Source organism: Bacillus silvicola (assembly GCF_050524305.1).
Lineage (GTDB): Bacteria > Bacillota > Bacilli > Bacillales > Bacillaceae_G > Bacillus_A > Bacillus_A cereus_AT.
This window is the reverse complement of sequence record NZ_JBNGVC010000002.1, coordinates 341,183-365,982: the sequence shown is the minus strand read 5'-3', so window position 1 is coordinate 365,982 and position 24,800 is coordinate 341,183. Positions and strand designations below refer to the sequence as shown.

Here is a 24,800-nt window from a genome sequence, read left to right as displayed (position 1 = left end):
GAAATAAATAAATTTTTTTGATTTCTAAGCATCAAAAAAGGAGGAAATACAAATGTATTCCTCCTTTTAAAGAGTTTTTTCAAAAAGAATTTTATAAACTTAGCTATTAATGAGTAGTATAAGGAAATGTAATCGTAACAATTGTTCCTTCATTTTCTTTACTCTCTAATTGAATAGTTCCGTTATATTTTTCTACAAGCCGTTTTGCAATTGATAATCCTAGTCCATTGCCACCTTGTTTACGACTTCTCGCTTTATCAACTCGATAAAAGCGGTTAAGAACAAAAGGTAAATCTGCTTCAGGTATGCCCGCTCCGTGATCTATTATACTAATTTTAATTTTGCCCGATTGTATACTTGATTCGATGCAAATATACTTATTAGCTTCTTTCGTATACTTGACCGCATTATCCATTACAATAATAATAATTTGTTCTAAGTAAGATGATGGGATTGAAACATAAGCTTCATCTGTATCCAATTTCAGATCAAATTGAAAGTCAGTTTGCAGTACTGCAAAGTTTTGCGTAACTTGTTTCAATACGCTATTAACATGGACTCGTTCGGCTGCTACTGGATGCATCTGTTCTGATTCAGCCCTTGATAGCTCTAGCAGTTCTGAAACTAATTTATTTAATCGATCTACTTCTTTTAAACTGGATTGAAGGGATTTATCCAATACTGCTGGATCATTTTTCCCCCATCGATTTAGCATCGATAAGTGCCCTTGAATAATTGTTAATGGTGTTCTTAATTCATGCGATGCGTCTTCTACAAACTGCTTTTGCTGTGTAAATGAGGTTTCTACTTCATCCATCATTTCGTTAAAAAGAATTGATAATTTTGCGAGTTCATCATTATTTTCTCGTACTGGAACCCTTTCATTTAGTCCGTTTTTCTTAATACGCTTCATCGTTTCTGTTATGTTTTGAACACTCGATAAAAGCTTTTTCGTTATAAGTATTCCACCTAAAAAACTAAACACTAATCCACATAGTCCCGCAACAACCATTACCACTAAAATTATTTTTAATAAATGATCAAATGTCTCTAAGTTTTTCGCAAGCTCAATAGTTCCAGTGAATTTTTTTGTTTGAATGGGTATGCGCTCAACTAATATTCGATCCTCTATATGTCTTTTTATAAATGATTCATCTTGCGTAACCATTTTGGGCTCTATCCATGCTTCATTAAAGTCTCGTGAAACAGTAACAATAGGTTTTCCATCTCTTCCTATAATACGAATCATTTGATGCTTATCGATCATGTTGTTTAGAAATTCTTTACTATTTTCAAATGTTTTGCTCGAGAGCGTATCATTTTTATCTTGAAAATATGCCGCTATTTCTGTCACTTGTCTGTTTATTTGTTTCTGTTCATAATCTATAGTCCACTTATTAATTACAATGAATTGTAATGCGCTATACAAAATAAACAAAATAAACACTAGTGTAGTGGACCAAAGTGTTAATTTCCACTTTATAGGTAAATTTCTAATTCGGTACATAATGTTTTTTATCATTTCATTATATATCCAGCACCGCGGACTGTTTGGATATACTCCTCCTTATCTACACTATGTAACTTATTACGTAAATAACGAACGTACACATCAACGATATTTGTCTCAACCATTGCATCATATCCCCATACTTGGTCCAGTAAAATATCACGGGTAAGAACTCGATTAATATTTTTCATAAACATAAGCAGTAGCTCGAATTCTTTATTTGTAAGTTCAATTTCTTCATTTCCTTTAGTTATAGTTCGAGATTCAATCTGAAGCTGTAAATCTTTAAACGTAAGAAATGATGTGTGCTTTTGCTCTGTAGTTTCTTCTCTTCTAAAAATAACCCTCATACGTGCTAAAAGTTCTTCAATCGCAAATGGTTTTGGAAGATAATCATCCGCTCCACTATCTAAGCCTGTCACACGGTCCATAATACTATCACGAGCAGTCAACATAATAATAGGTGTATTTTTAGTTGCCCTTAGTCGACGACATACTTCCAGTCCATTTAATCCTGGTAACATTAAATCAAGTAAAATGAGATCATAACTTTTTTCAAGTGCAGCTTCTAATCCCTTTCTTCCATCAAGTTGTATATCTACTTTATATCCTTCATACTTTAATTCTAGTTCTAAAAAATCTGCCAAGCTTTCCTCATCTTCAATAATTAATATATGTTGCAACGGTACTTCCTCCTATACGATTAAATGAATAAGTAATCCTATTCCGAATATAATTGCGATGATTTGATGTACTTTTCGATACATCATCAATTTTGTTTTCTGATTAGATTTCTGTAAAGTAAAGCCTGCAACCCCTAATGCTACTAAGGATAAAAGAGAAAATATACCACTATATATTAGTATTATATGACGACTTCCTTTTATTAAAAAGTAAATGCCGTGAGTAGTCGTAACAGCTATTACAGCGTATCCAATTAATACGTGAAACTGTTTTATGAAAAGGTATAGCTCTTTAATCATTTTAAATCCGTGCATATTTTTTTTCTTTAAAAATAACCATATTTGACGTAAGAACCATAATGATGCAGCTATAATTGCCCCGTATTCACCTAAAGAACCTAATTTCTTATTTAGCCATTGTACATTTAATACATTCCCGTACAAAACATTAATAAATAGCAATTCTACACTGCAAACAATAATAGTAATACCAATTATTTTAACATACATATGAACATATTTATTTCTTAGTATCTTCTCCATTTTTAAATCCCCTTACTTATAAAGGCTCTGTAACAAGCAGTGTATCAAATAAAAAAGAAAGGAACATGAGAGAATGATTAAAATAAAATGAGAATTTCAAAATGACTTACATCTTGTATTAATCCTTTTTAGCTAAAACTATTATTTTTTGAATAAACGGGGCTTTTGCAGTTGTATATGAAACACGATCAAAAGGATATGTAGTAGCAAGTCTTACTTTTAATTCGCTATATTCTTTTCGTGCCCATTCATGTTTTATGAGAAAATCTCGAAATAATAGGTTGTTCCTCCATTCTTCACTATTATAAATATAAACATGTAAATGGTGAGTACCAGCTCTCCATTTCCCTTTTCTAAAAAAACGCCAATTCGGTGTTTCTTTTGGGACATATTCATATCCAATTTCTGCAAGGTTTTCAGTCCAATTTTCAGTAATTTGTAAATTAGTTACGCCAATCATCATATCAATAAGAGGTTTAGCTCCTAATTCTTCTACTGCTGTACTTCCTATATGCTCAATAGCAATAATTTCTTCCCGCAACAAAGAAATGAATTTCTCTTTTTCTGTTACATATTCTTCATGCCATTCGTTTTGATATGGTTTAATTAAAATTTGTTGTTCCATTTTATTCTCCTCCTAATAGTATTTATCATTATATTTATAAAATTTCACGTTATTAACATAGGGATTCCGCAAAAATGTGTCGAATAATGCAATATACAACTTAATTATAGTAAATACGAGGTGAATAATGAAAGATATTCCAGTTGAAATTCAGTTAAATAATGTAACATTCCAATTAAAAGAACATCATAATTTTGATTGGCTTATGAAATTAGGAACAGTATTTACCGTTTTTGATCAGCAAGATTCAGGGTATATAAGTTTCGGTGTTGAAAAGAATGGGGAAAAGAAATTTATTAAATATGCAGGAGCATCAACTGTTGCATATGAAGGAACTTCAGATGCAGCTATTATTAGGTTGAAAAATTCAGTTACTATATACCATGAATTAAAACACAATTCTCTTATAAATTTAATTGAACACTACCCTGTACAACAAGGATATGTTTTAATTTTTGATTGGTTTGATGGTGAATGTCTTCACCCGCACTGGAGTTTCCCACCTCCAGCGAAATATATTAATCCTAGCTCACCATTTTATAAATTTAAGCATTTATCTATTAAGGAACGCATCGTATCATTGAATTCTATTTTTTCTTTCCACACTTACGTAGAACACAAAAACTATGTAGCTATTGATTTTTATGACGGTAGTATTTTGTACAACTTTAAAACGAATGAAACAAAAATTTGTGATATTGATTTATACAGTAACAAACCGTATGTAAATAAGATGGGGCGACTGTGGGGGTCCTCGCGTTTTATGTCACCTGAAGAGTTTCAACTTAATGCTATAATAGACGGGAAAACTAATGTATTTAATATGGGGGCTATGGCTTTCGCACTATTAGGTGGCGGGCAAGATCGTTCCTTTATGAAATGGGAAGCTAGTGAAGGCCTATATGAAGTAGCATACCGTGCTGTAAATGAAAATCGTAGTGAGCGCTATGCGTCAATGGAAGAGTTTAATAATGTATGGTTAAAAGTCTATAACGCTGAAAAGTTTTAAAAACTACATACATTATAAAATGAGTATATAAAACTTGTACTTTTATAATGTATAATACATATGGGATTGAAATTCAGGATAACGGGGCATGTATTATGAACTTTGTTTACATTAATCAAAATGTTTTAAATAATCTTCTATATATTTTAAGTAGTATATTTGTTTTTTATTTTATTTATGATAGTGGATACTTTAGGAAGAAATATAAGAAATTGCTTATCATTCTTTGTACGAGCATCCCACTAATTTTATGTATGCGGTACCCCATCTATATGGATGAAAATTGTATTCACGATTTAAGACAAATCCCCTTTTTAATTGGTACACTTTATGGTGGATTTCCTGTCGGTATTGCATTACTCATGATTTTATTAATAACACGTTTTATGTTTTATGGTTTTAGCCTGTTAACAATCATTGTGTATGGAATGATGTTAATAATTACAGTATTCGCATCATCAAAATTTAATACATACAATAGAAAAATGAAAGTAGCTTCATCCATATTTTTAACTTTTTTCCTTGCATTGTTTACAACAGTAATTGTTTTAACTCTATCGGATTTTGAAGTGAATAATTTGTACATTATTTATTTCATTCTATTACCAACTATTTTAATATTATTTATGGTCTATTTTAATGAAGTTTTAAAAGATGCAATATGCATGCGATCAAAATTAATAAAAGTTGAAAAAATGGAGATTGTCAGTCAACTCGCTGCAAGTATTTCACATGAAGTACGGAACCCTTTGACGGTTGTAAAAGGATTTACACAACTTTTAAAAACACCCAATATAACTCAACAATCCAGAGATGAATATATTGAACATATACTTGAAGAGTTAAATCGTGCACAGGCAATTATTGATGATTACTTAACTTTTGCCAAACCTGCTTCAGAAAAACTAGATCGTATTTCAGTTGAGCACGAGTTACATCGAGTTATTAAAATGATATTGCCTTTATGTAATATGAATAATATTAATATTACACAAGAGTTCTCTGAGGGAATAATTATTGGTAATACACAGCACTTCCATCAATGTTTTTTAAATTTAATAAAAAACAGTATAGAAGCAATGCCAAGTGGCGGTAATCTAATTATATCTGCAACTGTTAATAATAATAAGGTCATAATACGGATTCAAGATAGTGGAATTGGAATGTCGCAAGAGCAAATTAACCGATTTGGCGAACCATATTTTAGTACAAAAACGAAAGGTACTGGTTTAGGAACAATGGTTGCTGTAAAAATTATCGAAACGATGCGAGGCACATTGAAAATCCGAAGTGTTATAAATAAAGGAACTACTTTAACAATCACATTACCTAAATGTAGTAATGAGGAGATTTCGTATAATAAATGAAAAAGGAGCTATTAAGCTCCTTTTTCATTTATTACGATACAAAAAGTACCTACTATGTTTTTTAAGTTTACATTTTGTAGAGACTAATTAGAAATTAGTATCCTCAGCCCCAACAGCTGCATCCAACAATTATTAATAAAATAAATAACACAACTAATAAAGCGAAACCTCCACCAAAACCACAAGAACCACCGAAACTCATGTTTTTTCCTCCTTTTGGTTTGAAAACTAATAGGTAGTTGATTTTTTTAACTGGTTCGTATTATACAGTATGTGTATCTCCCATTTTTGAGCATGTCTTCATAAAAATTAGTAAAAGCACTTTATTGAGAGTGCTTTAAAATGGGTACCAGAAACTTTGGAATACATTCAGCTTTAAGTAAATTGCAATAACCAAAATGATAATACCAACAAAAAGTGTGATGTAATCCTCCTTTTGTGCGTTCTTTGCATAGTACCACGTTCGTTTATCCTTTTTTCCAAAACCTCTTAAATCCATTGCATTTGAAACAGTATCAATCCTTTCTAATGAATGAATAATAAGTGGCCAAAAAATTAAAACACGGTTTTTCATACGAATCCACAAGCTCGCTTCTCCTTTTTCAAAAGGTACGCCTCTTGCTTCCTGTGCGTGTCTAATGATTATATATTCAGATTGAATGCTTGGTATATAACGCAGTGCAATATTTATTGCATATGTAATTTTATAAGGAACAGCAAATTTATTTAAGCTGCTCACAAATTCACTTGGATGAGTTGTATAAATAAAGAGAAGTGTAAATGGTAATAACGTAAAATATTTCAATGAAAGTGTAGCTGCATAAAATAAAGTTTCATATGTAATTGTTGCATAACCTATATAAAAAAAAGAGGTATACGATCCCGTTAATTCCGATCCATGGGTGGGCGTAATAAAAAGAATCATAACGGAATTTAATAAACTAAATGTAAATATAACGCTGAAAATAACTATTATTTTACGCAATTGAATTTTTGCAATTAAGAGGCCGATACATCCAACAATAAATAAAATTAGCAATATACGAAAATCAAAAAATAAAAAAGTAAGTGTCATACAAAATATAAATATAGATAATTTAATTGCACCATCCATACGATAAAAATACGTATTATGCATATTCCTCCCTCCTATTAGCCTCAATATAGAGTTTCACAAATGTTTCTGGAGTTGGAATTCCGCTTAATTTAGCTAGTTTTATTAATGAAATCTCCCGTAGATTAGCTCTTTGTAACATTTCTTGATCCCCTAAAACAGCAGATACAGTATTGTCCGCAATAATTTTCCCTTCATGCAGAACTACCGCTCGATCTGCATATTCTAAAGCAAGATTCATATCGTGTGTGATAATAATAAAGGATATGCCCCTTCCAGCCAATTTTCTAATAAACGACATAAACTGTTTGTAATGGTAATAATCTTGTCCAGCTGTCGGTTCATCTAATACAATAATTTTTGGGTTTGTTATAAGTACAGATGCAATAGTAAGCCTCTTTTTTTGTCCATAGCTTAATGCCTGAATTGGCCAGTTACGAAATGGATATAATCCACAAATTCTTAAAGCTTTTTCGACTCTTGTCTCAATCTCATCTTTAGAAACCTTTTTTAATTTTAATGAATATGAAACCTCTTCTAAAACAGTAGGCTGTGTAATCATTTGATTTGGATTTTGCATAACGTAAGAAATAACTTCCCCGCGTTTACGAATAGACCAAGAATTAATATTTTCTCCATCGAATGTTATTCTCCCATTCTTTGTTTTATTTATTCCTATAAGAGTATGAGCTAATGTCGATTTCCCTGCTCCATTATGACCCAATAACGCTACTATTTCTCCCTCTCCTATTGAAAGGTTGATATCTTCTAAGGCTGTATGTTTGTTATTGTACGTAAATGATAAATTTTCTATCTTGCATAAAGCTTTTTTAATATATTTATTTTTTGATGAAACTTGCTTCTGCATCCAGTTTTTTAATAGGCTATGAACGCCTGCATTACGAAGATTTTCAATTGGAAATACCCTAACATTATTACTGTCAAAATTTAATTTCTTTAGCGCCTCTATATAAATAGGTTCTCTTAGTCCGATATTTGGTAATATATTAGAATTTAAAATACTATCCGGTGAACCAATGGCAATAACTTCTCCCTCGTCTATTAAAATAATTTTATCTAAATCAAGGTTTAAAATTTCTTCTATTCGATGTTCAATAATTACAATTGTTTTATTATATTTCTCATGTATATTTTTAATAAGTTCTATTGTATTCAAACTACATGCAGGATCCAAATTAGCTAACGGTTCATCAAATAATAATATATCTGTATTTGTCGTTAGCAGACCTGCAAGAGAGACTGTCTGTTTTTGGCCTCCTGATAATTCATGTGGACTTTGTGTATGAAAGTCCTGCATGCTTACCTTGTTTAAAGAATCCGTAACAATCTTTCTCATTTCTATTTGATTTACACAATCGTTTTCTAATGCAAATGCTACATCCTCTTCGACAGTAAGACCTATAAATTGTGAATCTTGATCTTGTAATATTGTCCCTACGTGTTTACTCTGTTCAAAAACACTACCTTTTCTCGGGTCCTTTCCAGCTATTAAAATGTTACCGGTACTTATCCCTTCGTAAGAAAATGGGATTAGCCCATTTATACAATGCGCTAATGTTGACTTACCTGAACCACTTCGTCCAGCGATAAGTACCTTTTCCCCAGGATATATTTGAAATGTAATATTTTTTAAAGTAGGCTGCATGGCATGCCTATATTGAAAGGTAAATTGTTCAAAAGAAATAATTGGTTGCATGTATTCATCCCTACTTTTCAATTTTTAAATGTGTATGTTTCTTATTTGATTTCGCTAATCCGATCGTGATTGGTAAGCCAAGAACTAAAAATACGATAACGTCTGCAATTGTTGCGCCTAGTACTTGTATAACTATTTTGTCAAACGGTTCTCCCATCCCAATAATATCGAATGCTCCAGCAAATATAATAGCAATGACAATACCAATTAACCCTGCAATTGCAAAATAAGAAATATCACGGTTATTATACGTTCCATGTTTTACACTAAAACCAACTCTTTTTTGTATGAGTCCCATTGCAAAACCAATAATACCTGAACTAATAACCCATCCCCACCAAATACCCCAACCAGCGATCGTATCTGTAACGGTATGACCGATGAGTCCTATTAAAAGTCCTGCTACCGGGCCAAATAACGCTCCAAAAACTGTTAAAATAGCCAATGCGGGTTTAATAAATGTATTCGGTGCGATAGAAAATCCCCAAAGCCCTAATACCCCGTATAAAGCTGCTCCAATTCCAATAGCTACTACTAGCTTTGTCGTTAATTTGTTCATTACAATTCCCCTCTCGTATTATTCAACTTTTAATACTCTATATTTCTTTTGAAAATAAATTATGCATCGACACTTCCTTTCTATACAACAAAAAATGACCTCTTAAATAAGAGGTCATTTTCTTTCACGTACAAGAATCCCCTTATCTTTCAAAAGACACATAATGTCCTCTGCGGAATTAGCACCTTCCTATGTAATTACATAGGGGTTGCTGAGGCTTCATAGGGCCGTTCCCTCTACCTCTCTGGATAAGTATTAATTTGTAATTCGTATTATGGCACTAAGAAAGATAAATTTCAACACTTTTCTAATTATTTTTATTTTTTATTAAATAGTGCATTCAAATCATTGTATTCTTATCGGAATTATGAAATAATAAATTCAAAATTGTTACAGGGGGGAATGTATGATGAAAGTAATTGGTTTAATTGGTGGGTTAAGCTGGGAATCTACATCACTATACTATAAACATATTAATACTCTAACACTCTCTCAATACGATCAAAATGCGAAGCTAGTTTTATATAGTATGGATTTTGGAGAAGTAACTACTTTATTACAAAACCATCAATATGAAGAAGTGAAAAACAAATTAGTCACAGTTGCTAAAAAGGTTGAAAAGTCCGGGGCGGAATGTTTACTAATGTGTTCAAATACGGTCCATTTATTTGCTGAGGAAGTAGAACAAGCAATATCAATCCCACTTCTTCATATCGGTGATGTAAGTGCTAAAGAAATGGTAGAACAGAATATAAAACGTATCGGACTATTAGGAACAAAACAAACGATGGAACAAGATTTCTATACATCAAGACTAGCAAAATATAACATTGAGACAATTATCCCAAATGACGAAGAAAGAACTTTTATCCATCACGTCATATTAAACGAATTAAGTAGAGGCATTATTTCAGGAACTTCAAGAGAGAAACTAATACAAATTACCAATTCATTAATTCAAAACGGTGCGGAAGGTATATTACTAGGCTGTACTGAAATACCATTGCTTATTTCCCAAAATGACCTTACTGTTCCTGTTTTTGATACTGCTTTTTTACATGCAAATACTGCTGTACAATTTGCTGGATAATAATATAAAAGCATAAAGGTAGATCCTCTATGCTTTTATATTGTCCGAACTATTTATTTAAAAGAGCATCAATAACTGCAATGGCTCTTTTGGAACCGCCACACTCTAAAAAACTTTCATTCAGTTTTCGAATGCCATGTTTATACTTTTTATTTGAAAGAACATCTGTTACCGCCTCTTTTAAAGTTTGCACATTAACATGCTCTTTCAATAATCTATGTGCTGCCTCAAGCTCAGTTAATCTTTGCGCTATCATAGGTTGATCTTTATCATGTGGTATTATCACAAATGGGACATTGTAATAAATTGCATCGTGCACACTATTCATTCCACCATGTGTAATAAAAACATCTGCTTCACTTAATATTTCTGATTGAGGTACGTAAGGGGCTATAATAAAGTTGTCTGGTGCTTGCTTAATTTTTGAAATATCATTTCTATCACCGATCGCCATTACTACAATCCCTTCGAAATTTGAAAAAGCATCAATACAAGTATTAAAAAATGGTTCGAGCCCTTCAAGAAGTGTTCCCATTGAAATATAAATAACTTTCTTTTTTGAAAGCAATTCAAGTGGAAACTTTGCATTTGTTTTGCGCTTTATAATACTCGGTCCAATAAAAACATTGTTTTCTCCGAACGAATCGCTATTAGGTTGAAAATAACGACTTGTATACACGAGACTAATATCTCCCTTATTATGCATAAATTGAAGATTATTTTTGGGCTTTACTCCAAATTCATGTTCCATTTGATACAGTAACTTTTCAGAGAGTTCATCGGGTTGGAATTGTATTTCTGCATTTGGATGAAAAGGCAAGGTTTCCAATAATTCTGGTGGAATTAAAAATATAGGAGAGGAAACTATGCCTGGAACTTGTAAATATTCCTTTACTAACTCTCCGGCACCAAATATATCATAAACTACGAAATCAAAATTTATGCTTTTACATAATTCTTTCGTAATTTCTAATATATATAAAGAAGTTTGAACATGTACATGAAAGAAAGATTTTAATCCATATGAAGTTTCATTATCAATAGAAATCTCCTTTAATAAATCCGGATGAGTATGTACAATAGCCCCCAAAACTTCAAGCCTTTCCTTAAAGTTTTCCGTTGTAATATAGTGTACGTTATCTCCTCTTTCAGTAAAGGCCTTTACTAAACTTAATGTAGGATTTACATGTCCCTCTGCAGGAAAATTAATTATTAAAATATTCAACACGTATTTCTCACTCCTTACAATTCAATGTTCTTATTAATCGTACTGTTATTATTACAAGCAATCTTCCTCTAATAGTCCCAATATGCTTACTACTTTAGGTTGATAAATAATTATCAGTCATCGGAAAAGGCATCTACATAAGTAGATGCCTAACTGTGATAAGGAGTGTTCTGTGAGGTTAGGATAAGCTTTTCTGCTTGTCCTATGCTATCAATATATGAATTATTTTATAAAACGTGAATAGTTAATAGAATTATTTTAACCATTTTATTTGATCAAATGGATAATATACCATTTTCACTTTACCTATTACATGTGACTCATCGATAAGTCCAAGTGTATTCCTACTATCTTTACTATGATTTCGATTATCACCTAATACAAATAATTTATGCGAGGGAACTTTCATTTCTCTAAAGTTTGAAAAATGATTTGATACTTGTGACATATCTAACTGTATATACAACTCATCTCGCTTTTTACCGTTAATATATACCACATCGTTTCTTAATTGTATGTTATCCCCTGGTAATCCAATAATTCGTTTCACGTAGTATGTAGGCTCGTCTTCTTTTTTTATTATTACAACATCACCATGATGAAAAGAAGAAAAATAAACACTAGCCTTATTAACTAGTATGCGATTATTTTCATTCAAAGTAGGTTGCATCGAAATTCCCTCTACCATACAAAATAAAAATGACTTATTAATAATAATAATTCCTATTATAATTAAAATATAGCTACATATTTTTCTCCAATCTTTTAGAATCAATTGCTTCATATATACCTCATTTCTAATCTATTCGTATGTAAAAACGTCTCTAGTTCATATAAATGCCAGAGACGTTTCGTATATTTTAATTCTCCTTAGAGTCATCTATTTTTGGTGCTTCGCCAGTTAATCGCTTATTTTTTAAATCAAAATAAGCATCTAAAACTTCTTTTCCAATATCAGAGTTAATACCAGACTTATCATTTATAACCCATGGTACTACAACGGAAAATGCTACTTCTGGATCATCATATGGCGCATATCCTGCTAATGTTAAATTATAGCATTCTCTACGATTGCCTTTCTCATTTCTCCCAATATCACTTTCTCCACCGTATACAGTCTGTGCAGTTCCTGTTTTTCCAGCTGGTTTATAGGGTGCTTTTTGGAACGCCCTTACTCCCGTTCCATCCCCTTCTTGGAATACTTTCCTAAAGCCTTCTTTTACTTGATTGATATATTCTTCTTTCATATCAATTCTATTTAAAACAACGGGTTCTATTGATTGTACTACTTTACCGACCTCATCTTTTTGAACGGTTTGTTCTCTAATTTCTTGAAGAATTTGTGGTTTCATACGATACCCGCCATTTGCAATAGTTGAAATATATTGTGCAAGCTGAAGTGGTGTATACGTATCATACTGACCAATAGAAAAGTCTAATAAGAAACCTGGCTGATTATCTTTTCTCCCAATTTGCCCCGCTGTTTCATTCGGTAAATCAATACCTGTTGGAACACCTAAACCAAATTGTCTGAAATAATATCTCATCTTATCAAAGTATTCTTGTTTAATATCTAGTGAACTGTTCTTTACATAATCCACACCGGCAATTTTTAATGCTGTGTTAAACATATAAACGTTAGAGGAAACTTGTAAAGCTCTTAGGTCATCTATATCTCCAAAATCTTTCCATGACTTTTTCTCCTTAGTTCCTTTAAACTTCATAGGTGCATCATAAAAATGTGTTCCCGGTGTTATAGCTTTTGTTTCAAATCCGGTTAATACTGTAGCACCTTTAACAGTTGATCCAAGCTCGTATGAACTTGTCAGCGTACCTAAAGCGTAATCTTCTACTTCCATTTTCCCATCTTTTTCTACAAGTCTTTTCCCAGCCATCGATAATACTTGGCCGTTTTTCGGATTCATCATTACAACGAAAGCACGGTCTAACATTGATTCTGAACCTTTATATGCCTTTAATATTTTTTCTATACTCTCTTCTACTTTTTTCTGTAATTCCATATCAATTGTTAACGTTAAATTCTTGCCGCTTTTCCCTTCAGAAACTGTCTCCGTTCTAATTGTATTACCTTGTTTATCAGCAATACTTCTTACTTTTTCTTTCGTGCCATGAAGTACATCTTCGTATTGCTGTTCGATGTAACTTTTCCCGACCCGGTCATTCCGGCTATACTCCCGCACTAAATAATAATCTAATCGTTCACGTGGTAATCCCTCATCAGCATTCGAAACATTTCCAAGGACTGAACGGAATAAGCCATCATTTACATAGAGCCGTTCCCAATCAACTGATGCGTCAACCCCAGGGAGATTTGCTAAATTTTCGCTAACCACAGCATATTCCTTTTCACTAACATCTTTTTTTATAATTTGAGGTACCATTTGATAACCTGAAGTCATTTTACTTTTAATAGCTAACACTTCTATGTCTTTTGCTGTTAATTCTTGAAGATTTTTTTCTGTAACTCGCTTTCTTTTTAACTCTTCTATTTTTTTGTCTAACTCTTTTCCGTTAATATCCTTTACTCTAAACTTATCTATTTCTTTTTTAGATACTAAATCTTGAGTAAGTTTTGGATTTAACTGCATCCAAAAATCTTTCTTATCCGTCTCGGTTAACTTATCTATATCTTCTTGCGGCATTTCAATTATTTCTGCAAGTTGTCTTGCAGTTTTTAGCATTTCTTCCGATTTTACACCTTTCACCTTTGTATATGTAATCGTACGTAAAGACTTATTGTCCACCACTGAATTCCCTTCACGGTCATAAATTTTGCCGCGTGGTACTGTAAGACTAACAGTTGCATTCTCTCTTTTTTCTACTTCATTCTTATATGTTTCTCCATCGAAAATTTGTACTTTACCTAACTGGATTATAATTCCAGAAAATAATAAAAATACGCAAAAGAATAAAATATTTAACCGTATAGGTAGGGCTCTACCACTCTTTTTCTCTTTCTTTTTCACCCTGTCATAATCTCCTCCTTACAACATTTTTAATATTTTTTAGCTCTCTATATTAAAAGTAATGTACAATTTCCACACATTACTTTGTACGTATATTAATATAACGTTTAAAACTTAATAGAAATTAAAACAAATATAAAGAAAAAGTAAAGTTTACTAAATTAAATATAAAAATACCCAAGAACAAAAGCTTAGCTTTGTTCTTGGGTATTAAGTATTTTAGGAGTTAATATTAGAACGTATTGAAATACATCTATCATCACAATTTGATAGAGATTGTTTACTCTGAATTTTCGGCAAGTAAATAGTTACAGTTGTCCCGACGCCAACCTCACTCATTATACTTATTGTTCCTTGATGACTTTCAATAATTTTATAACTTAACATCAATCCAATACCGGTACCCTTTTCTTTCGTACTATAAAAAGGTTCACCTAATCTTTTAATTCTTTCTTCAGGTATTCCTATTCCTTCATCTATTACACTAATAATGACACCATTTTTATGTATTTCTTTTATATGGATTGAAATTTTCCCACCATCTAGCATTGCTTCAATTGAATTTTGCAAAATATTAATAAATACTTGTTTCAATTGATTTTCTGAGCATTCAATGATTATCTCCTTGGAATCTGTAAATAGTTCAACTTGAATATTTGTCATGATTGCTTTTGTATTAATTAGTGATACGACATTTTTAAAAATTTGATAAATATTTTTCTTTTCTGTATTTATTTCATCAGTTTTAGCAATCGACAAAAACTCTTGGAGGATTGCTTCTATTCTTTCTATTTCGGAAAGCATAAGGTCAAAATATTTTTCTTGATCTTCTTTATTAATTTGGAATAACTGTATAAATCCTTTAATTACAGTTAATGGGTTTCTCACTTCATGAGCTACACCGGCTGCCAATTGACCAATTGCCGCAAGTGTATCTGATTTATTTAGCAATTCTTCTGCCTTTTTCCGCTCTGTAATATCACGTACAATAATCATAATTTTATCTTGTAATAATGGTAAACATCTAGCTTCAAAGAAATCGATACTTCCATTAAGTGTTAGAGGATATTCTACAATTACATTCTTTCCTTCTTCTTTCAATTGGCGAATTGCTTCTTGAAATTGCTGCGCTACTGCAGATGGTAATATTTCGTAAAACTTCTTTCCCATAAAAGCTTCTGCGGGTACGTAAAATTTTGTAGGAGATCCTGCTTTATAATCTATAATTGTCCCATCATCTTCTGTTAAAAAACATAAATCTGGTAAAGCTTTAAAAATTAATTCTAATTCAGAAGTTTGTTGTATTAATTGCTCTTCTATCGCTTTTAAATGTGTAATATCTACACCAACAGCCCAGTAACTAAATCCTTTTACAGGAAACTGCTCTGATATATTGGACCACATTATCGTTTTAATTTCTCCATTTTTACATGTTAAACGCATTTCCCAATCTCTAAAATTTTTTCCGCAAGTCAAAAATTTATTTTGTATTTGATTGCGATAATTATGGTCAGGATACAGTAATCGAAGTGCGTCTGGATTTCCAATTATTTCTTCAGAAGTATAGCCTGTTACAATCTCACATTCTCGATTCCACAAAACAAAATCTCCATTGTAGTCAAGCGCATCAACCATAACGGGCATATTTTGTAAGATCGTATGTAATTCTTCCTCTTTTCGAGAAAGTAACGATGTATTTTGGGTTTGAAATACTTTTTTTTCCCCGTCTATAATGAGGTTAGAAAGCATTTCGAAATATTTTTTACAATGGAAGATTTCGCTTTTTTCGGACCATACAACAAAAGAGCCTAAATATTGATTGTATAAGAAAATGGGGATTTCAATTTTGGGAAGTTTACATACTTTCATTTCATTAATTCCAAATGAAAATATACATTCGTTTTCAGCATCAAGAAGTTGATGTGATATGTTGGTTAAATTATAAAATTGTTCTGCCATGGTTTCTATTGTACTCACATCAATAAGTTCCATTAGCCGCGCATTCATCCCTTTTTCACCTCTATATGTAAAATTTATACAAATTTAAAATTCATACTTCTCCATTATACGAAGAAAGTGTGCATAGGTATATAGCTGTAGAATAATTATTCAAACAAATTCTATTTTTCAATTAAAAACAGAAAATTATATACGTATGAAGTGAAACTTAAATCAATAAGTGTTATTTATCCCTCATACATTATTAGCCACACGAATCGTGATTATATAAACAGTGCGAATCTCACTTAACCTCCTTACGTCCACCAAGTTTTCATATGTGAGTCTTACGCGCCACTAGTAGCGGTATTAAAACACAATAAAAGTAAAGTTCATAAAATTTTCACAATTAATATGAAAATTATAAACATTTATTCCAATATATTCTATATAATGGAGTGTAATAAGGCTTCTATGAATATCATAGAATACCTTACCCCTAATAAAAAGAAAAAAAGAATCCTACTTGGATTCTTTTTTTCTTTTTATTACATTACAAATTTATATAAAGCGTGTGCAACACCATGTTCTTCATTTGATAACGTCTCGTACTGACAAATTGCCTTTATTTCATCTACTGCGTTCCCCATCGCAATTGATATGTTTGCTTTTTCCATCATCGATACATCGTTTAGCCCATCACCTATCGCTACAGTATTTTCAACTGGAATATTCAGATGTTCTGCTAAAGTATATAATCCATTTCCTTTTTGAGCGTCTCGGTGATTAATCTCTAAATTATGCCAATACGAAGATGTAATTGCTAAATCAGTATTATGCAGAAACGCTGCTTTTAACTTTTTTAATTTTTCTATGTCATAAGAAAATGGTAAAAGCTTATGCACATGTATATCAGTTTCTACAATTGGTTTACAACTTTTCGCACTATGAAACGCTGTATGCTCAAGGTATAAGGCTGCGATTGTTTCTAACTCTTTCAAGTCGAAATTTTCTTTTGAATTCTTCACATATTCAATCTCATTACGCACACTCTCTACTCCATAATCTGGTACATATACACCTTTATTAGTATAAAGCTGATAATATAAGCCATTCTCTTCAAGATAGTCTACAATCTCAAGTGCCTGCATATTTTGAATTGGATATCTCTTCATCATTTTTTTATCTTTATATATAAGTGCACCATTTTCCGCGATAATTGGACAATCTAAATTAACTTCTAACAACAATCGTTCAATGTCGACGATAGAACGTCCTGTACAAATTGCAACAACATGACCAGCTTCCTGACATTTTCGAATTGCTTCTGCATTTTCTTTACTAATCATTTTATTCCCCGAAAGAAGAGTTCCATCTAAATCAATTGCGATTAATTTCATTATTTCTTCACCACTTTCTATAAATACACGAGTTCTTATTAAACGAAAGGTATCGTTTTCATACTGATCTCGTGAAGTACTCCTTATTTATAATTTATGAAAAGCGTTTCAGGTCAAGAAATAATTCAAAATAAAATCAAAAGCTTTTCTTTTTAAAGAAAAGCTTTTGATTTTAAACTATGAACTATAACTAATATATTTTGTCTCACACATGTACACATTCTTTTCTTCAGTTGGGACATATATTATAAACTTTTCTAAACGTTTTCCGTAAACATGAATTGTGACAACGCTTTCATTTTCGGATATTTCAAGAATATGACAATCAGCTGGTGGAATGACTTTATCTGTTTCGCCTTCTCCCAAATAAAGATTTCCTGTATGCGTTAAATAAACAAGTGAATTGTCAAGCTGCTTAGTTTGTATAAAGTTCTGCACCATTATCCTTCCTGTAAAAACGCCTTCTACTCCCCATGTACCATCATGATCATGTAAAGGAGTAGATTGTCCATCTTTCCATACAAGAGCTAATACTTCAAAACGATTTAAAGGATCTTCATATAACAAGTGTCGTGCATACTGAGCCGAATTCGCCTTCTGTTTTTCTAACGGAAGCCATGTTTTCTTTTCTAAAAGTTCTTCTAGTAATTTTTCAATTTCACACACGATTTGTTCTTCCAATAAATCACCATCTATTAAATCAGTTACAGCTTTAATAAATGTTTGAAACGTTTTACTCCCATTGCACGTTAACATAAGCATCCTCCTCTACTCTTTTTCCACACACCTCCATACTATAAAACACATTAAAATTTTACAATTGAGAAATAAAAAACAAGGTACAATACAATGTACCTTGTTGAACGTTTTATTGAGTTTTTAAGCGAATAGGTGAGTGTTTTAAGGTTTGTTCATTTTCCAATATACATTTTTCTAAATTGAAAGATGGAGCTAACTCTATTTTTTCAAAAGCATTTATAAAGGTACTTAATGCAATCTCAGCTTCTAAACGTGCAAGTGGTGCCCCTAAACAAAAGTGAGGCCCTTTACCAAAAGTTAAATGCTTTTCATTTCCTGTTCGGTGTAAATTAAACTTAGAAGCTTGTGAGAATTTTTTCTCATCTAAATTTGCTGCACTAACCCACGCAACAATCATCTGATCCTTTTTCATTAAAGGTCCAAATATATTTGTATCTTCTGTAATCCTCCGAGCTAATGTAACAGGAAATCGATAGCGTAACACTTCCTCAATTGCTTTTGAAACTAATTTAGGCTCTTTACTTAATTCTTTATAAATTCCAGGTGAATCCACTAAAAAACAATAAAAGCTATTTATTATTAAATTTGTAGTTGTTTCATTACCAGCCGCTAATAAACCTAATGAAAAAGTTACAATTTCTTCATCAGTTAATCTTTCACCTTCATATTCAGCTCGTATTAAATCTGAAATAATATCATCGGTCAAATGATATCTTTTTTCTTGAACGATTGGAAGCAAATACGTTTTAAATTCATTTAACGCAATTCCTTTTTCTACATCCAAATCGTTAAATCTTTCTTTACTATATGGCATAAATAAAATATCAGACCATTCTTTAATTTTTTTACGGTCAGTTGTTGGCACTCCTAATAAATCGGATATGACGGTAACAGGTAAAGGTGCAGCAAACTCTTCAACGATATTAACCTCACTATATTTTCCTATATGTTGTACAAGTTCATTTGCGATAGACTGTATTCGAGGTCTCCACTGTTCTAAACTTCTTGGAGTAAATGCTTTAGAAACAATTGAACGTACATTACGGTGTTCTGGCGGATCTGTAGAGTTTATATTTATTCTAGTTTCTAAAGGAGGGATTGAGAATTGTCTCCGCTCCCTTCTACTTGAAAATAAGCGATAATCTGATAAAACTCGATTTACATCATTGTATAAAAAAACATTCCATACATCCTGCTCCTCATCATAATGAACCGGATGATTCTCCCTCATAAATTGATACCACTCATACGGATTCCACAATTCTTCTTTTGTTTTCAGCTTTGAAATTTCATGAACTAAAATCACATTTTCAAGCGAAGCCATAGTTCTTTCCTCCCTTTTCTTTTACAATAAAAGTGTTAGGTCGGTAGTTCAAAGTTGTATAATTTAACATATGTTATTTTAACATATGTTAAAGAAGATTTTTTATTGGAGAACTTGAGAAATATATAAGGGGGATTTTTATGTACGTTGATATTTTACTACTAGCTGAATTAACGACAGGACCAAAACACGGCTATGAAATAAAGAAAAATATTCAAAATCGGTTAGGTGAGAATTTCGAATTAAATCATAACACACTTTATCCCGCTCTTCGGCGCTTCGAAAATATGGGTGCTATAACGAAAAAAATACATAAACAAGTCGGAAAGCCAAACCGAAATATGTACGACATAACTGAAACAGGGGAAGAAATTTTTTATGAAATACTAAGAGAGTTTCCTGAAAAAATTGCGACAAATAATACTGAATTCCTTGTGCGTATCGCGCTCTTCGAAAAACTTGATTACGAGGCTAGAAAAGAAATTTTGACTACGCGCCAAAACGTGCTTCGAGAACAACTTACAGCCATCCAATCCCTTGACGTTGTCTCACCTTTTATTACAGAAGTTGTTGAATTTACTAAATCACGTATTGAACATGAATTACATTGGATTATATCTCTTATGAAGAAAATATAAAAAATAACAAGAAAAGTAAAAAATAATGAATGAAAATGAGATTTATTATCAATACTATAATTAATAAAAGGGCAACCTCGATTTGGCTACCCTTCAAAAATTTATATTTCTGGATCGAAAGTTTTGCAATCTGTTTCTTCCGTTGTAGATGCGTGTTTACCTTTATGACTTACTACATAAATTGCATCTGCACTACATTTATTACCGTTAGCCCAAAATTTACAGTTGTTTACTTCACATAAAACGTCTTGTGCCATAGTATCACACCTCCTTGTTCTATTATCATTAACAAAATTCGGAGGTATGATACTCTTTGCCATGCATTTTTTATTACCTTTTTAGCTTCTTAATAATTCTATATCTCCTCGTACAATAGCATCGATATTTTCTGTTATCTTCTCAATGTCAAAATGCCACCATTGTATTTGCAATAATTCTTCTATTATTGCATTTGAAAATCTCTCTTTTATTTTATTTGCAGGGTTTCCACCAACAATTGTATATGGTGCGACGTCTTTAGTCACAACAGATTTAGCTGCAATTATTGCACCATCTCCTATTTTAATTCCGGGCATAATCGTTGTATCCATACCAATCCAAACGTCATTTCCTATAACTGTATCTCCTTTATACGGTAAATCAGACAAATCCGGTGTGAATTTCTCCCAGCCATTCCCAAAAATATTAAAAGGATACGCCGAAAATCCATCCATTCGATGATTCGCTCCGTTCATAATAAAGGTAACTCCAGATGCAATACAACAAAACTTTCCAATAACGAGACGATCTCCGATGAATTCATAATGATATAATACTCGATCTTCTAATGTTTCCCCCTGTTTTGCATCATAATAAGAATAGTCACCAACAAGTATATTAGATTTCGTTATTGTATTTTTTATAAAATGAACGCTTTGATTTCCTTCAATTGGATATTTAACATTTGGATTAGGATTCATGTTGCACAGCACTTCCTTTACCATTCATTTCACTTTCTACTGCTATTACTGGCTTTAAATTGTATATAGGTAAAATAAACAATAATCCAATAACAAATAGTAGAGCCGTCCCCTCATACATCGTACCTAATGAAAACATCTCCTTTAATGAACCAGCTATACTCATCGTTACTACCATTGAACCGGTGAATAGTGGACTTAAAATGCCATTTACTCTACCAATAAAATCCGTATCACTATTTTGGATAATAAGTGTATTTATCCCTATTTGAATACACGGTAGGGCTAAACCACTAAAAAGTTGTGCTGTAAGTGTCACCCATAAATTTGTGGAGTAACCTATAATACCAATACCAATTGCCTGACCAAGCATACCGATAATTAACATCTTTTGCGGGGCCACATTTTTCGCAAATACCATCGCTAAAGCTCCGCCAACAATCATCCCCGCACCATTGACTGTTAGTAACCATTGTAAGCTCTCTTTTGATAACCCTAGTTGTTCTGTCACAATAAATATTCCAAGCGGCTGAATAAGCCCTATACCTAGTCCAGCTGCCATAAAACAAAACCCTAGCAAAGTTAATGTTTTTTTCTTTTTTACATATTGAATACCATCAATCATTTCCCGTAATAGAGTTATTTCTTTTTTCTCTGCTTCGTTTTCAAGATCTTTCGGAAGAAATAACAATACAGCTGCCGCAAGTAAAAATGCGATACCTGTTATGATGATTGAAATATAGATTCCAAAACTGTGAAAGATAAATGTTCCAAGAATCGGCCCTAACACCATAAATATTGCAAATATCGTTTGATATATAGACATTGCTAATTGAATTTGTTCCGTTGACAAATGCTGTTTAAACAACTTCATTCCAGAGGGCTGGGAAAACTGCGAAAGGATTGCAGAGATTAGCGTCACAAAAAACACGATTTTCCACGTTCCAAACATAAGAGTAATTAATACAGCGAATACTGAAATAGCACTTAACGTTTCACACCATATCATTGTCCTCTTCGGCTTCCACCTATCAGCAAAAGTTCCACCAATGAATGAAAAAATAAAAATTGGGGCGAATTCAGCAACTGAAATCATTGATATAGCGAAAGCATCACCTTTCGTCATTTCCATAACATACAATAATACCGCAAAGTTTCGAACCCATATTCCTATTTGTAAAAATAATGCTGATGCAAGAATTCCCTGTACAAATCGATTTTTTAAAACTTGTGATACCCCATGATTTTGTTTCGTTTCTGCAGTCGTTGACATAAAAAAGCCTCCTATTTCGCATACTGAACAGGAGGCAGCACAAACTATATGAAAAGACTATATTTTCACGACGTGAAATACATCCCTTTTCTATAAAAATGTACATACTAATCCTATTCAGAAGAATATTTCGTTTTTGTAACGAAGATCTTTTAAAATAGAATTAGTTGATCATTGGGATGTTTTCACCCTTCCGTTTCGAATTTAAATAACACATACATACTCTATGTAAAACATTTTCAATGTATGCATGTCTCATTTTAACTATTCTAGAAAGTCAAAGGCAATTCCTCTAAAGAACGCATTAAATAATTGCCTTGCCATTTAATGTCTTCACGATCGCCTTTTATTTGTAATTCAGGCATCCGTTTAAATAGAGTAGTAATAGCAATCTTTGCTTCTAACCTAGCAAGTGGAGCTCCTAAACAAAAATGGCTACCATGTCCGAAAGCAATGTGACGGTTATTCTCACGTGTAATATCAAATACTTCTGGGTTTTCAAATACTGTTTCATCACGGTTTGCTGAAGCTAATGCGATAATAACCATATCTCCTTTTTGGATTGTTTGCTCGTGAATTTGAAAAGGCTCAGCTGCCCATCTTGCAGTTGTAACCTCAACGGGAGAATAATATCGTAATCCTTCTTCAATAGCTGAATCAATTAATTTTGGGTTATCTTTTAATAACTGTAATTGATCAGGATCTTCAAGAAGTGCTAATACCGTATTTGTAATTAAATTCACCGTCGTCTCATGGCCCGCTACGATAAGTAACATAATCATGGAATATAGTTCCGGAGCACTAAGTTTATGTCCTTCACTTTCTGCAAGTATTAAAGCACTGACCAAATCCTCTTTAGGATCTTGTCGCTTTACATCAACTAAATATTGAAGATATGTAATAAATTCAGATAGTTGCTTTTCAGTTTCTCTTATTTCATCTGGCGTTTCTGGAGAAGCGATGACAGCATGAGACCAAATTCTAAATTTCGCTTGATCCTCTTTTGGAATTCCTAGCATCTCGCTAATTACAATAATCGGTAATGGGAATGAATAATCATCCACAAGATTTAATGTACCTTTTCGCTCTATCTCACTTATTAAATTATCCGCTATTCTCTGAATTCTTCCGTCTAATTGTGTAATCATCTTCGGTGTAAAAGCTTTTTGAACTAAAGATCGTAAACGACTGTGGTTAGGTGGATCTGAATTTAACATGTGCGTAGTTAAATGATCACTATTGTCAACGGAAAGATACATATTCTTTGTATCTTGAGGAAACACATTTGCCAGATCTTTTTTTAAGCGATTATCTTTTAAAAGTGGCAGAGCATCTTCATATCTTGTAATAAGCCACTCCGCACCTAATTCATTTTTATTTACAAATAGGACAGGTTGCACTTTTCTTGATTCTTTATAAATTTCATAAGCATCTTCTTTAAAATGAGCTGAAGCTAAATTAATACCATCTTCTATTCTTAGTCCAACTTTATTTTTCATTGACATTGTATTCCCTCACTCTCATTTTTTTTTGAAAACCAGCCAACATTTGCATTATACTCTAATAAAAACGTGAAAATTGTAAATTTTTAATCAAAATCTTACTTCCTATATTGAAAAATAAAAAAGTGAGAAAGTATAATCTTTCTACTCTCTCACTCTTCTTTATGCAAAGCACATAAAATTACTAATTTGTTGATATCGGTAACTTACTTTACGACGTCGGCCACCTTGCCAAGTGTATCCCGAGACTCCGTTTCTTCTAACTTCTGTCGGAAAGAACCATAAGTCTCTTCCGAAAGGCCCAGGACGATGTAAACGTAAATATCCCCATCTTCCTAAGCAGTTACACATCCATGATTTCATATTGCCAGCTTGTGCAGGCGAAGCAAATGTTGACGGTAAAGACGGAGCTTGTGATGGTGGTGGTGACGTTGGCGCATCTTCCGCATCATCTGGTCGATAATCTTCTAGTTCAACCTCTCTAACTTCGATATCAGGTTCATATCCGTATTGTTGTGGATTATAATACATTGTTTGATCATATGGATAGTTTTGTTGGTTATACATATTAATAA

General features: G+C 32.3%; 24 protein-coding genes and 1 riboswitch. Of the genes, 4 read left to right on the top strand and 20 right to left on the bottom strand.

What is annotated here, in order from left to right:
• Nucleotides 1–106: 106 nt before the first annotated feature.
• From ACP6L7_RS08970 to ACP6L7_RS08955, 4 genes are all read right to left on the bottom strand, one after another.
• Nucleotides 107–1,522: a sensor histidine kinase gene (locus tag ACP6L7_RS08970; protein WP_097829307.1), complete on the bottom strand. Its 1,416-nt coding sequence runs from the start codon at nucleotides 1,520–1,522 to the stop codon at nucleotides 107–109.
• Entirely contained in the window at nucleotides 1,519–2,193 is a 675-nt protein-coding gene (locus ACP6L7_RS08965; protein WP_097829308.1) for a response regulator transcription factor, read from the bottom strand. Before ACP6L7_RS08965 ends, ACP6L7_RS08970 begins: the two co-directional genes overlap by 4 nt.
• A 12-nt stretch (nucleotides 2,194–2,205) precedes the next feature.
• A complete protein-coding gene (locus tag ACP6L7_RS08960; RefSeq protein ID WP_097829309.1) occupies nucleotides 2,206–2,736 on the bottom strand; it encodes a hypothetical protein in 531 nt (176 codons plus the stop codon).
• A 118-nt stretch (nucleotides 2,737–2,854) separates the two neighbouring features.
• Nucleotides 2,855–3,361, bottom strand: a complete 507-nt coding sequence (locus ACP6L7_RS08955) for a GrpB family protein (protein WP_097829310.1) — start codon at nucleotides 3,359–3,361, stop codon at nucleotides 2,855–2,857.
• 127 nt (nucleotides 3,362–3,488) lie between these two features.
• Between ACP6L7_RS08955 and ACP6L7_RS08950 the strand changes: the two genes are divergently transcribed.
• Together ACP6L7_RS08950 and ACP6L7_RS08945 are read left to right on the top strand one after the other, a co-directional pair.
• Nucleotides 3,489–4,370 carry a protein kinase family protein gene (locus ACP6L7_RS08950; protein WP_097829311.1) on the top strand — a complete coding sequence of 294 codons (882 nt, stop codon included), beginning with the start codon at nucleotides 3,489–3,491 and terminating at the stop codon, nucleotides 4,368–4,370.
• A gap of 47 nt (nucleotides 4,371–4,417) precedes the next feature.
• Complete coding sequence (locus tag ACP6L7_RS08945) at nucleotides 4,418–5,737, top strand: sensor histidine kinase (RefSeq protein ID WP_141533396.1); 1,320 nt, start codon at nucleotides 4,418–4,420, stop codon at nucleotides 5,735–5,737.
• 103 nt (nucleotides 5,738–5,840) lie between these two features.
• Here the strand turns inward: ACP6L7_RS08945 and ACP6L7_RS08940 are convergent, their stop codons facing one another.
• The 4 genes from ACP6L7_RS08940 to ACP6L7_RS08925 form a co-directional block, all read right to left on the bottom strand.
• Nucleotides 5,841–5,939: a YjcZ family sporulation protein gene (locus ACP6L7_RS08940; RefSeq protein WP_016115012.1), complete on the bottom strand. Its 99-nt coding sequence runs from the start codon at nucleotides 5,937–5,939 to the stop codon at nucleotides 5,841–5,843.
• Between the two features lie 135 nt (nucleotides 5,940–6,074).
• Nucleotides 6,075–6,875, bottom strand: coding sequence for an energy-coupling factor transporter transmembrane component T family protein (locus tag ACP6L7_RS08935; RefSeq protein WP_097829313.1), 801 nt, complete (start codon nucleotides 6,873–6,875; stop codon nucleotides 6,075–6,077).
• Nucleotides 6,868–8,568 (bottom strand): ABC transporter ATP-binding protein, encoded by a 1,701-nt coding sequence (locus ACP6L7_RS08930; protein ID WP_097829314.1) that lies wholly within the window; start codon nucleotides 8,566–8,568, stop codon nucleotides 6,868–6,870. The genes ACP6L7_RS08935 and ACP6L7_RS08930 overlap by 8 nt, the downstream gene beginning before the upstream one ends.
• Before the next feature lie 10 nt (nucleotides 8,569–8,578).
• Entirely contained in the window at nucleotides 8,579–9,127 is a 549-nt protein-coding gene (locus tag ACP6L7_RS08925) for an ECF-type riboflavin transporter substrate-binding protein (RefSeq protein WP_097829315.1), read from the bottom strand.
• A gap of 139 nt (nucleotides 9,128–9,266) precedes the next feature.
• Nucleotides 9,267–9,382: riboswitch (SAM riboswitch) on the bottom strand.
• A gap of 151 nt (nucleotides 9,383–9,533) precedes the next feature.
• Between ACP6L7_RS08925 and ACP6L7_RS08920 the strand changes: the two genes are divergently transcribed.
• Nucleotides 9,534–10,217: an aspartate/glutamate racemase family protein gene (locus ACP6L7_RS08920; RefSeq protein WP_141533395.1), complete on the top strand. Its 684-nt coding sequence runs from the start codon at nucleotides 9,534–9,536 to the stop codon at nucleotides 10,215–10,217.
• 49 nt (nucleotides 10,218–10,266) lie between these two features.
• Here the strand turns inward: ACP6L7_RS08920 and ACP6L7_RS08915 are convergent, their stop codons facing one another.
• The 7 genes from ACP6L7_RS08915 to ACP6L7_RS08885 form a co-directional block, all read right to left on the bottom strand.
• Complete coding sequence (locus ACP6L7_RS08915; protein ID WP_097829316.1) at nucleotides 10,267–11,445, bottom strand: macrolide family glycosyltransferase; 1,179 nt, start codon at nucleotides 11,443–11,445, stop codon at nucleotides 10,267–10,269.
• A gap of 253 nt (nucleotides 11,446–11,698) precedes the next feature.
• Entirely contained in the window at nucleotides 11,699–12,229 is a 531-nt protein-coding gene (gene lepB / locus ACP6L7_RS08910; RefSeq protein ID WP_097829317.1) for a signal peptidase I, read from the bottom strand.
• Nucleotides 12,230–12,305: 76 nt separating this feature from the next.
• Nucleotides 12,306–14,432 (bottom strand): peptidoglycan D,D-transpeptidase FtsI family protein, encoded by a 2,127-nt coding sequence (locus tag ACP6L7_RS08905; protein ID WP_071772640.1) that lies wholly within the window; start codon nucleotides 14,430–14,432, stop codon nucleotides 12,306–12,308.
• 219 nt (nucleotides 14,433–14,651) lie between these two features.
• Nucleotides 14,652–16,439: a PAS domain-containing sensor histidine kinase gene (locus ACP6L7_RS08900; RefSeq protein WP_141533394.1), complete on the bottom strand. Its 1,788-nt coding sequence runs from the start codon at nucleotides 16,437–16,439 to the stop codon at nucleotides 14,652–14,654.
• 479 nt (nucleotides 16,440–16,918) lie between these two features.
• Nucleotides 16,919–17,770, bottom strand: a complete 852-nt coding sequence (locus ACP6L7_RS08895) for a Cof-type HAD-IIB family hydrolase (RefSeq protein ID WP_097829320.1) — start codon at nucleotides 17,768–17,770, stop codon at nucleotides 16,919–16,921.
• Nucleotides 17,771–17,947: 177 nt separating this feature from the next.
• The gene (locus ACP6L7_RS08890; RefSeq protein ID WP_097829321.1) at nucleotides 17,948–18,526 is read right to left on the bottom strand and encodes a cysteine dioxygenase family protein; all 579 of its coding nucleotides are present in this window, start codon (nucleotides 18,524–18,526) and stop codon (nucleotides 17,948–17,950) included.
• 112 nt (nucleotides 18,527–18,638) lie between these two features.
• On the bottom strand, nucleotides 18,639–19,853 hold the full coding sequence (locus tag ACP6L7_RS08885) for a cytochrome P450 (RefSeq protein WP_430529024.1): 1,215 nt from the start codon (nucleotides 19,851–19,853) through the stop codon (nucleotides 18,639–18,641).
• Between the two features lie 140 nt (nucleotides 19,854–19,993).
• Between ACP6L7_RS08885 and ACP6L7_RS08880 the strand changes: the two genes are divergently transcribed.
• Nucleotides 19,994–20,491: a PadR family transcriptional regulator gene (locus ACP6L7_RS08880; protein ID WP_097829323.1), complete on the top strand. Its 498-nt coding sequence runs from the start codon at nucleotides 19,994–19,996 to the stop codon at nucleotides 20,489–20,491.
• A 101-nt stretch (nucleotides 20,492–20,592) separates the two neighbouring features.
• Here ACP6L7_RS08880 and ACP6L7_RS08875 read toward each other — a convergent pair whose 3' ends face one another.
• From ACP6L7_RS08875 to ACP6L7_RS08855, 5 genes are all read right to left on the bottom strand, one after another.
• Nucleotides 20,593–20,748: a DUF1540 domain-containing protein gene (locus ACP6L7_RS08875; RefSeq protein ID WP_071746091.1), complete on the bottom strand. Its 156-nt coding sequence runs from the start codon at nucleotides 20,746–20,748 to the stop codon at nucleotides 20,593–20,595.
• 81 nt (nucleotides 20,749–20,829) lie between these two features.
• Nucleotides 20,830–21,450, bottom strand: coding sequence for a Vat family streptogramin A O-acetyltransferase (locus ACP6L7_RS08870; protein WP_097829324.1), 621 nt, complete (start codon nucleotides 21,448–21,450; stop codon nucleotides 20,830–20,832).
• Nucleotides 21,440–22,723, bottom strand: a complete 1,284-nt coding sequence (locus ACP6L7_RS08865) for an MFS transporter (RefSeq protein WP_097829325.1) — start codon at nucleotides 22,721–22,723, stop codon at nucleotides 21,440–21,442. The genes ACP6L7_RS08870 and ACP6L7_RS08865 overlap by 11 nt, the downstream gene beginning before the upstream one ends.
• A 269-nt stretch (nucleotides 22,724–22,992) precedes the next feature.
• The gene (locus ACP6L7_RS08860) at nucleotides 22,993–24,228 is read right to left on the bottom strand and encodes a cytochrome P450 family protein (RefSeq protein ID WP_097829326.1); all 1,236 of its coding nucleotides are present in this window, start codon (nucleotides 24,226–24,228) and stop codon (nucleotides 22,993–22,995) included.
• Nucleotides 24,229–24,387: 159 nt separating this feature from the next.
• Nucleotides 24,388–24,792: a hypothetical protein gene (locus ACP6L7_RS08855; protein ID WP_000282706.1), complete on the bottom strand. Its 405-nt coding sequence runs from the start codon at nucleotides 24,790–24,792 to the stop codon at nucleotides 24,388–24,390.
• Between the last annotated feature and the right edge of the window lie 8 nt (nucleotides 24,793–24,800).